We start from the raw sequence: 9,372 nt of genomic DNA on the forward strand, positions 1-9,372 counted from the left end.
CGAGCTCGCCGTTCTCGCGGAAAAGCTTGGCGCCGACATCGAACAGGTGCGCCACGGTATCGGCTCCGATCCGCGCATCGGCTACCACTTTCTCTACGCCGGTTGCGGCTACGGTGGTTCATGCTTCCCCAAGGACGTGCAGGCGTTGCGCCGCACCGCGCAGGAAAACGGCATCCCCGTGCGCGTGCTCGATGCTGTCGAGGACGCCAACGACGCACAAAAGCGCGTTCTCATCGGCAGGCTCACCGCGCGCTTCGGCACGGACCTCACGGGCCGGCGTTTTGCCATGTGGGGGCTCGCCTTCAAGCCCAATACCGATGACATGCGCGAAGCACCCAGCCGCACCATGCTCGAGGCCCTGTGGGCGATGGGCGCGAGCGTGTCGGCGTACGACCCGGCCGCGATGGAGGAGACGCGGCGCATCTACGGCGAGCGCGCCGACCTCCTGCTCGTCGACAGCCCGATGGATGCGCTGAAGGGGGCCGATGCGCTGCTCATCGTCACCGAATGGAAGGTGTTCCGCAGCCCCAATTTCGACACCATGAAGGCGCTGCTGAAGGCGCCGCTGGTTTTTGACGGCCGCAATCTCTACGAGCCGCAGGCGATGCGGGAGATGGGATTCGACTATCTGCCGATCGGGCGCCCGTGAACGCGCTGCGTGACGCCATCCGGCGTGGCCGAATCCTGGTGGTCGGCGACGTGATGCTCGACCGCTACTGGTTCGGCGACGTCTCGCGCATCTCGCCCGAGGCACCGGTCCCGGTCGTGCACGTGACGCGCAACGAGGATCGTGTCGGCGGCGCCGGCAACGTCGCCCGCAACGCGGCCGCGCTCGGGGCGAGGGTGACGCTGCTGTCGGTGGTGGGGCGGGACGAGGCGGGCCAGTCGCTGCGCACGCTCCTCGAGGCCGAGCCGTTCGAGGTCCAACTGCACGTCGACCCCGACTATTCGACCATCACCAAGCTTCGCGTCATCGGCCGCCAGCAGCAGCTCCTGCGTGTCGACTTCGAGACCCAACCCGGCCACGAAGTGCTGGCCGCCAAGCTGGAGGCATACGCGCAGCTGCTGGCCGACTGCGACGTGGTGATCCTGTCCGACTACGGCAAGGGGGGGCTCACGCACGTCACGCGCATGATCGAGCTGGCGCGTGCGGCGAACAAGCCCATCCTCGTCGATCCGAAGGGCGACGAGTGGGCGCGCTATACGGGCGCGACCGTGATCACGCCCAACCGCAGCGAATTCCGCGAGGTCGCCGGCAGCTGGAAGACCGAGGCCGAGCTCGCCGCCAAGGCTGCCGCCGTGCGCGCGACGTACCAGCTCGACGCGCTGCTGGTGACGCGCAGCGAGGAGGGCATGAGCCTGTTCGACGCCTCTGGTGCGCACCATGAGGCGACGCGGGCGCAGGAGGTGTTCGACGTGTCCGGCGCCGGCGACACCGTGATCGCCGCCTACGGGGTCGCGCTCGCCGCCGGTGCGGGTGGGCTGGAAGCCGTGCGCCTGGCGAACCGGGCGGCGGGCATCGTCGTCGGCAAGTTCGGCACCGCAGTTGCCACAGCGGACGAAGTTTTTGGGGAGGCAGCATGAGCCAGTACACCGTCGTCACCGGCGCCGCCGGATTCATCGGCGCCAATATCGTGAAGGCGCTCAACGAGCGTGGCGAGACCAACATCATCGCGGTCGACAATCTCACCAAGGCCGACAAGTTCAGGAACCTGACCGACTGCGAAATCGCGGACTACATCGACAAGGCCGAGTTCCTCGACCTGGTCGAAGAGGGCGTGCTCGACGGCAGCGTGGCGGCGATCTTCCACGAGGGCGCGTGCTCCGACACCATGGAGACCGACGGCCGCTACATGATGGAGAACAACTACCGCTATTCGGGCGCGCTGCTGAAGTTCTGCCAGGACGAAGGGGCGCAGTTCCTCTATGCCTCGTCGGCCAGCGTGTACGGCGCGGGACGCGTGTTTTCCGAGTCGCGCGAGTTCGAGTCGCCGCTCAACGTCTACGGCTATTCGAAGTTTCTCTTCGACCAGAGCGTGCGCAGGCTGTGGAACGAGCGCACGGCGCAGATCGCAGGCTTCCGCTACTTCAACGTCTACGGGCCGCGCGAGCAGCACAAGGGGCGCATGGCCTCGGTCGCGTTCCATTTCTTCAACCAGTACCGCGCCGAGGGGCGGGTGAAGCTGTTCGAGGGCTGCGACGGCTACCCCAACGGCGAGCAGCGGCGCGATTTCGTGTCGGTCGAGGACGTCGTGCGCGTCAACATGTGGTTCCTCGACCATCCCGACGTGTCGGGCATCTTCAACGTCGGCACCGGGCGCTGCCAGAGCTTCAACGACGTCGCGGTCGCGGCGGTGAACGCCTGCCGCGCGGCGGAGGGGCAGGCCGCCCTGACGCTCGAGCAGATGCAGGCGCAGGGCGTCGTCAGCTACATCGCCTTCCCGGATGCGCTCAAGGGCAAGTACCAGAGCTACACCGAGGCGGACATCTCGGCCCTGCGCCGCGCCGGCTACGATGCGCCGTTCTACAGCGTGGAAGAAGGCACCGCGCGCTACATCGAGCATCTCCTGAAAGCATGAGCACCTACAAGACGATCGAGGACACCGTCGGCAACACTCCGCTGGTGCGCCTGAAGCGCATGCCCGGCACGACCAGCAACGTCGTGCTGGTCAAGCTCGAGGGCAACAACCCGGCCGGCTCGGTGAAGGACCGCCCGGCGCTGTCGATGATCGAGCGTGCCGAGGCGCGCGGCGAGATCAGGCCGGGCGACACGCTGATCGAGGCGACCAGCGGCAATACCGGCATCGCGCTGGCGATGGCGGCGGCGATGCGCGGCTACAAGATGATCCTCATCATGCCGGAGCACCTCTCGATCGAACGGCGCCAGACGATGCGTGCGTTCGGCGCGGAATTGAGGCTGGTGAGCCGCGACGCCGGCATGGAGGGCGCGCGCGACCTCGCGCTCGAACTGGAGAAGCAGGGCGTCGGCCGCGTGCTCGACCAGTTCGCAAACCCGGACAACCCCGAGGCGCACTACCGCACCACCGGCCCCGAGATCTGGCGCGACACCGAAGGCCGGGTCACCCACTTCGTCTCCAGCATGGGCACCACCGGGACCATCATGGGCTGCTCGCGCTATCTCAAGGAGCAAAACCCGGCGATCCAGATCGTCGGCGTGCAGCCGACAGAGGGTGCGCAGATTCCCGGTATCCGCAAGTGGCCGGCGGAATACGTGCCGACGATCTGCGACCCGAGCCGCGTCGACCGCATGATCTACGTCAGCCAGGAGGACGCCGAGGAGACCACCCGGCGGCTCGCACGCGAGGAGGGCATCTTCGCCGGTATTTCGTCGGGTGGTGCCCTGTGGGCTGCGCTGCAGGTCTCGAAGGAAGTCGAGAACGCAGTGATCGTTTCCATCGTCTGCGACCGCGGCGATCGCTATCTCTCGACCGGCGTCTTTCCGGCGTAAGCGTGGCCAAGGCGAAGACGGTCTACACCTGCACCGAGTGCGGCGGGCAGTCGCCCAAGTGGCAGGGGCAGTGCCCGGCGTGCAACGCCTGGAACACGCTGGTCGAGACCGTCGCCGAATCGGCGAAGCCGCGCTTCGCTTCGCTTGCAGCGACCAGCCAGGTGCAGATGCTGCACGACGTCGAGGCTTCCGAGGAAAGTCGCATCGCCACCGACATCGGCGAGCTCGACCGCGTGCTCGGTGGCGGCCTGGTGCCGGGCGGGGTGACGCTGATCGGCGGCGACCCCGGCATCGGCAAGTCGACGCTGCTGCTGCAGGCGCTCGCCGGCCTGTCGGCCCGCATGAAGACGCTCTACGTCAGCGGCGAGGAGTCGGCGCGCCAGGTCGCGCTGCGCGCCCGTCGCCTTTCGCTGCCGGAGACGAACCTGCCGGTGCTGCCGGAGATCCGCCTGGAGGCCATTCTCGCGCAGCTCGAGGCGCTGAAGCCCGCGGTCGCGGTGATCGACTCGATCCAGACCGTGTATTCCGAGGCGCTCACGTCGGCACCCGGCTCGGTCGCGCAGGTGCGCGAATGCGCCGCGCAGCTCACGCGCCACGCCAAGCAGACCGGTAGCGCGATCATCCTGGTCGGTCACGTCACCAAGGAAGGCGCGATCGCCGGGCCGCGCGTGCTGGAGCACATCGTCGACACCGTGCTGTATTTCGAGGGCGACACCGGCTCCTCGTTCAGGCTGGTGCGTGCATTCAAGAACCGCTTCGGCGCGGTGAACGAGATTGGCGTGTTCGCGATGACCGAGAAGGGCCTCAAGGGCGTGTCAAATCCATCGGCGATTTTCCTGTCGCGCCACGGCGAGCCGGTGCCCGGTTCGTGCGTGCTGGTGACGCAGGAAGGCACGCGGCCGCTCCTGGTGGAAATCCAGGCGCTGGTCGACGCCAGCCATGCGCCCAGCCCGCGCCGCCTGTCGGTCGGCCTGGAGCAGAACCGGCTCGCCATGCTGCTGGCGGTGCTGCATCGCCACGCCGGTATCGCCTGCTTCGATCAGGACGTGTTCGTCAACGCCGTCGGCGGCGTCAAGATCAGCGAGCCCGCCGCCGACCTCGCCGTGCTCGCCGCGATCGTTTCCTCGCTGCGCAGCCAGCCCTTGCCCGACAAGCTGGTGATGTTCGGCGAAGTCGGCCTCGCCGGCGAAATCCGCCCGGTACAGCGCGGCCAGGAACGCCTCAAGGAAGCGGCCAAGCTCGGCTTTACCCAGGCCATCGTGCCGGCCGCCAACCAGCCCAAGCAGAAGATTCCGGGGATGGCGATCCACCCCGTGCATCGGCTGGACGAAGCAATCCATTTTTTCAGGGAAAACCGAACCCACTGAACGTATTCAGGATGCGGGTTCATCGGGCCGAATCAGAGCCCGCCATTCCAGAAGCCGAGCGTAGCGCGCTTATCTCAGATACGCCTCCGTGGCGTAGCGGCGCATCATGCGGTGGCTGTTGAAGAAGGCTGCATTCCGGCTGATGGCGCCTTTCATGACGGCAGTCCAGCCCGCCCGGTCCCCATACCAAAGCGGCAGGATCAGCTGCTCCAGCTTGTCGTACAGGGCCATGGCATCGTGCCCGTTGGCGGTCGGGCTGTCGTCTCCGATGGCCCATCCTGTCACCCCCTCCAGGCAGCCTTCCACCCACCATCCATCCAGCACCGATAACTGCGGCACGCCATTGAAGGCGGCCTTCATGCCGCTGGTGCCCGAGGCTTCCAGCGGCCGCAAAGGGGTGTTGAGCCAGAGATCCGATCCGGACACCATGTGCAGCGCCAGCTCCATGTCGTAGTCGGGCAGGAAAACCACGGGGATTTCCTGCGCCAACTCGCGGATATGGCGGTGAAGTGTCTCGATGAGCTGCTTGCCTGCCATGTCGTTCGGGTGGGCCTTGCCGGCCATGACGATCTGGAACGGAAACTTTGCGGCAATACGCTTGAGACGTTCAAAATCGGTGAATATCAGGTCCGCCCGTTTGTAGGCAGTCATGCGCCGCGCAAAACCGAGAATGGGCTGGTCTGCGCTGAGGCTCACCCCGGCGAGTTCCCGAACCTTGTCCAGCAGCGCCTGCTTGGCGTCCCGGTGCGCCGCCCAGAGCAAGTCGTTCGGGATGCGGTCGGCCCGGGCGAGGAGTTCCGGCTCATGGCCCCAGCCCGGCACATGCTGATCATAGAGTGTGGCGAAGGACTTGCTGGTCCAGGTGGAGGCATGCACGCCGTTGGTGACCGCGTGCACCACATAGCCGGGGAAGATCTGGCGGGAAACCTCGGCATGACGCTTGGCCACCCCGTTCACATACTCCGACAGGTTAAGGGCCAGGCGGGTCATGTTGAGCTTGTCCTCGCCGGCCAGCAGTTTCACGGTGTCCAGGTCTAGCAGGTCACCATAGATGCGCCGCACCAGGTCGTAATCGAATTTGTCGTGTCCCGCCTCCACCGGCGTGTGGGTGGTGAAGGTGCACAGTTGCCGCACGAGGGGTAGATCGTAGGCGCTTTCTCCAGGCCGCAGACCTTCGCGGGGGCGAGCGTAACGCCGAAGCAGTGCCAGGGTGAGGAAGGCCGAGTGTCCCTCGTTCATGTGGTAGCCCATAAGCTTGAAACCCAGAGCCTGGAGCATGGCGACGCCGCCGACGCCCAGCACCACCTCCTGCTTGATCCGATAGGCATCGCCATTGCCATAAAGAGAGTGGGTGATATCGCGGTCGCGCGGGTCGTTCACCGGCAGGTCCGTGTCCAGCAGCAGGATGGGTACGCCTTCACCGATCCAGGAGTTCATCACGTAGAGCCAGCCCCCCACCCACACCTGGCGGCCTTCCAGTTCCAGCGCCACGGTAGCCTGCAACCGGGTCGCATAGCGTGCCGGTTCCCAATCGTCGGCAAGCTCGATCTGTCGGCCTTGCGGATCGATTGCCTGGCGGAAATACCCGGTCCGGGACACCAGGGTGACTGCGACCATCGGCACGCCGATGTCTGCCGCGGCGCGCAGGGTATCGCCTGCCAGCACACCCAGACCGCCGCTGTAGGTCGGGATGTCGTTCTCCATGGCGATTTCCATGGAGAAATAGGCCACACGGGGTTTGTGAGTGTAGCTTTCGGTATTGCTCGCGGCTTCGGACATGGGGGAGCGGTAGAGGTTGCGGGTGCGGCGACGGCGGCCGGGCCGACCTGAATGACGCCGGGAGATCACACCCCGTGATATTGCCGTGCGCGTGGCCCTGTATGCCTTGGGGCAGGCGGTCTAAGTTCAGGGCTTCCCTAAGGGCTCTTTTTCTTTGATTCCTTTCTGATTTCGGCCATGCGTGCGCGCCACTCCTGCAACTCCTCGTCTTCGATTTCGAGCTGAATGGCCACGGCCTCCTGCACGCTCATTTTTCTGTTTTCCAGCCTGCGCGTGAGCTTGGATCGCATTCTTGCCAACAAGCGTTCGGTTTCTTCTTCGCTTAATTGGCCGGCCTTTTCGAGGTACTCATCCTCTGGTTTTCTCATCGCAACGCATCCTTATATTTTCTGGAAATATGGTCTAAGTTACACCCATATCCGGTTGTTTCGCTACCTTGGCCGGAGACGCGAAAGCCTTGATGCTTCCGGCAGCTGGCGCATCCTGCACCAGCGTACACAAAAACGTATTGCCCTTGTCGCAGAGGGTTCATTTTCAGGGGGCAAAATCTTGATCCCAAATGGAACGATGGAGTCATTCATGGCGACAGCAAGCATTCTTCCGGTGAAAAGCCCGCAAGCGAACATGCCGCGCCCTTCCGACATCCCCGAAGCCCGGCCGAACGATCTCTGCACATTCACCCTGGATGACATGGGTACGATTCGTGATTGCAGCAGGGCATGTGAGCAGATATTCGACTATATGCAAGAGGAGTTGGTTGGCCGTCATATTTCCATGCTCCTTCCGCAGCTGACGAACGTCGATCTGGTACAGGAAGGCGGCATCAACTCACGGCTGGCTTTTCTCTGCCACTGCGCAGTTGTCTTCAAGGCGCGGTGCCGCGATGGCCGGTCCTTTATCAGCGAATTGTTTATCAACCGCCTCGATCCCCACAACGTGCTGGTGCTGGTGCGTAATCTCGACATTTCAGGATCGAGTGGCGGCATTCATTCCGTCAAGCCGATCTGACAGGTCGTGTTCATTGCAGTATGGATTCCCGGCCGGTCTGGATGGGGGCACAATCCTATGCCGAACCTGGCGGGCATGCCCCCAACAGCCGAACGGATGGCGCGCTATAAGAATCTTTTGGGCGGAGCTGTTCAGATTTTTAATGGCAACACCATGACGTGGATGAGAAAGTCAGCCGGGATGGAGTTCACTAATCCGGATACTTCTCATCTGTTCTACCGCATCACCTGCCCATGCTCCCGCGTGTCGTGGAACGCGACCTTGGGCCAGCGCTCCTGCGCCAGCGTGAGATTCACCCGCGTGTCGGCCAGATAGACCAGGTTGCCGTCGACGTCCTTCGCCAGCTTGAGCGAATTGGCCTTGGTGAACTCGGCGAGGTGGTGTGCATCCGGGCAGGTGACCCAGCGCGCGGTGTGGATGCCGGCGTTCTCGAAGCTGGCGTCGACGCCATATTCGGTTTTCAGGCGATGGGCGACGACCTCGAACTGCAGCTGGCCGACCGCGCCGATCAAGAGCGTGTTGTCGGCGAAGGGTTCGAATACCTGCACCGCGCCTTCCTCGCCGAGTTCCAGCAGGCCCTTGTTCAGCTGCTTGGCGCGCAGCGGATCGCGCAGGCGCGGCTTGGAGAACAGTTCGGGGGCGAAGTAGGGAATGCCCTTGTATTGCAGCGCCTCGCCTTCGGTGAGGGTGTCGCCGATGTGCAGCTGGCCGTGGTTGTGGATGCCGATGATGTCGCCCGCCACCGCGTCTTCCATGCGGGTGCGCTCGTTGGCCATGAACACCACTGCGTTGGCGATCTTCATGTCCTTGCCGGTGCGGCGGTGGCGCACTTTCATGTTGGGGCTGTAGCGCCCGGAGCAGACGCGGAAGAAGGCGATGCGGTCGCGGTGCTGCGGGTCCATGTTGGCCTGGATCTTGAACACGAAGCCGGAGAAGGTTTCCTCCTCCGGCGACACCGTGCGGCGCGTGGTGGCGCGCGGCTGCGGCGAGGGTGCGTGCTCGACGAAGAAGTCCAGCAGCGGCTGCACGCCGAAGTTGTTCACCGCCGAGCCGAAGAACACCGGCGTCTGCTTGCCGGCCAGGTAGGCGTCCTTGTCGAAGGGGTGCGAGGCGCCCTGCACCAGCTCCAGCTCGTCGCGCAGGTCGGCCAGCATTTGCGCGCCGATGCGCGCCTCCAGGCCCGGGTCGTCGAGCGAGGGGAAGATGGTGCTGTCCTGGCGGGTGAAGTTGCGGCCGGCCTCGTACAGGTGCACCTCGCCGGTGACCAGGTGCACCACGCCCTTGAGGCGCTGGCCCATGCCAATCGGCCAGGTGATGGGCGCGCACTGGATGCCCAGCACGTTCTCCACCTCGTCCAGCAGCTCGATGGGCTCCTTGCCCTCGCGGTCGAGCTTGTTGATGAAGGTCATGATCGGCGTGTCGCGCAGGCGGCACACCTCCATCAGCTTGATGGTGCGTTCCTCGACGCCCTTGGCCACGTCGATCACCATCAGCGCGCTGTCCACCGCGGTGAGCACGCGGTAGGTGTCCTCGCCGAAGTCGGCGTGGCCGGGGGTGTCGAGCAGGTTGACGATGCGGCCCTCGTAGGGGAACTGCATCACCGAGGACGTGACCGAGATGCCGCGCTCCTTCTCCAGCGCCATCCAGTCGGAGGTGGCGTGGCGGGCGGCCTTGCGGCCCTTCACCGAGCCGGCCATCTGGATGGCGCCGCCGAACAGCAGCAGCTTTTCGGTGAGCGTGGTCTTGCCG

General features: G+C 64.9%; 8 protein-coding genes. 6 read left to right on the forward strand and 2 right to left on the reverse strand.

The window, feature by feature from the left end; genetic code table 11:
* The 5 genes from Q0L94_RS07140 to radA all read left to right on the forward strand — a co-directional run.
* Positions 1-649, forward strand: a 649-nt coding sequence (locus Q0L94_RS07140) for a UDP binding domain-containing protein (protein WP_296751763.1), incomplete at its 5' end; no start/stop codon positions are given.
* Positions 650-654: 5 nt separating this feature from the next.
* The gene (rfaE1, locus tag Q0L94_RS07145; protein WP_296751782.1) at positions 655-1,584 is read left to right on the forward strand and encodes a D-glycero-beta-D-manno-heptose-7-phosphate kinase; all 930 of its coding nucleotides are present in this window, start codon (positions 655-657) and stop codon (positions 1,582-1,584) included.
* Positions 1,581-2,579: an ADP-glyceromanno-heptose 6-epimerase gene (rfaD, locus tag Q0L94_RS07150; RefSeq protein WP_296751766.1), complete on the forward strand. Its 999-nt coding sequence runs from the start codon at positions 1,581-1,583 to the stop codon at positions 2,577-2,579. Before rfaE1 ends, rfaD begins: the two co-directional genes overlap by 4 nt.
* Positions 2,576-3,469: a cysteine synthase CysM gene (cysM, locus tag Q0L94_RS07155; RefSeq protein ID WP_296751768.1), complete on the forward strand. Its 894-nt coding sequence runs from the start codon at positions 2,576-2,578 to the stop codon at positions 3,467-3,469. The genes rfaD and cysM overlap by 4 nt, the downstream gene beginning before the upstream one ends.
* A 2-nt stretch (positions 3,470-3,471) precedes the next feature.
* Positions 3,472-4,836 (forward strand): DNA repair protein RadA, encoded by a 1,365-nt coding sequence (radA, locus tag Q0L94_RS07160; protein WP_296751771.1) that lies wholly within the window; start codon positions 3,472-3,474, stop codon positions 4,834-4,836.
* Between the two features lie 69 nt (positions 4,837-4,905).
* On the opposite strand, the gene glgP is transcribed toward radA, so the two are convergent.
* Positions 4,906-6,615 carry an alpha-glucan family phosphorylase gene (glgP, locus tag Q0L94_RS07165; protein WP_296751773.1) on the reverse strand — a complete coding sequence of 570 codons (1,710 nt, stop codon included), beginning with the start codon at positions 6,613-6,615 and terminating at the stop codon, positions 4,906-4,908.
* Between the two features lie 225 nt (positions 6,616-6,840).
* Between glgP and Q0L94_RS17905 the strand changes: the two genes are divergently transcribed.
* A complete protein-coding gene (locus tag Q0L94_RS17905; RefSeq protein ID WP_366799319.1) occupies positions 6,841-7,623 on the forward strand; it encodes a PAS domain S-box protein in 783 nt (260 codons plus the stop codon).
* 215 nt (positions 7,624-7,838) lie between these two features.
* Here Q0L94_RS17905 and Q0L94_RS07180 read toward each other — a convergent pair.
* On the reverse strand, positions 7,839-9,372 hold a 1,534-nt coding region (locus tag Q0L94_RS07180), incomplete at its 5' end, for a peptide chain release factor 3 (protein WP_296751779.1).

Source organism: Thiobacillus sp., from assembly GCF_024708915.1.

Excerpts from the sequence above, each read along its gene's own strand:
- rfaD (WP_296751766.1), top strand. The coding sequence starts at position 1,581 with ATGAGCCAGTACACCGTCGTCACCGGCGCCGCCGGATTCATCGGCGCC.
- cysM (WP_296751768.1), top strand. The coding sequence starts at position 2,576 with ATGAGCACCTACAAGACGATCGAGGACACCGTCGGCAACACTCCGCTG.
- glgP (WP_296751773.1), bottom strand. The coding sequence starts at position 6,615 with ATGTCCGAAGCCGCGAGCAATACCGAAAGCTACACTCACAAACCCCGT.
- Q0L94_RS17905 (WP_366799319.1), top strand. The coding sequence starts at position 6,841 with ATGGCCACGGCCTCCTGCACGCTCATTTTTCTGTTTTCCAGCCTGCGC.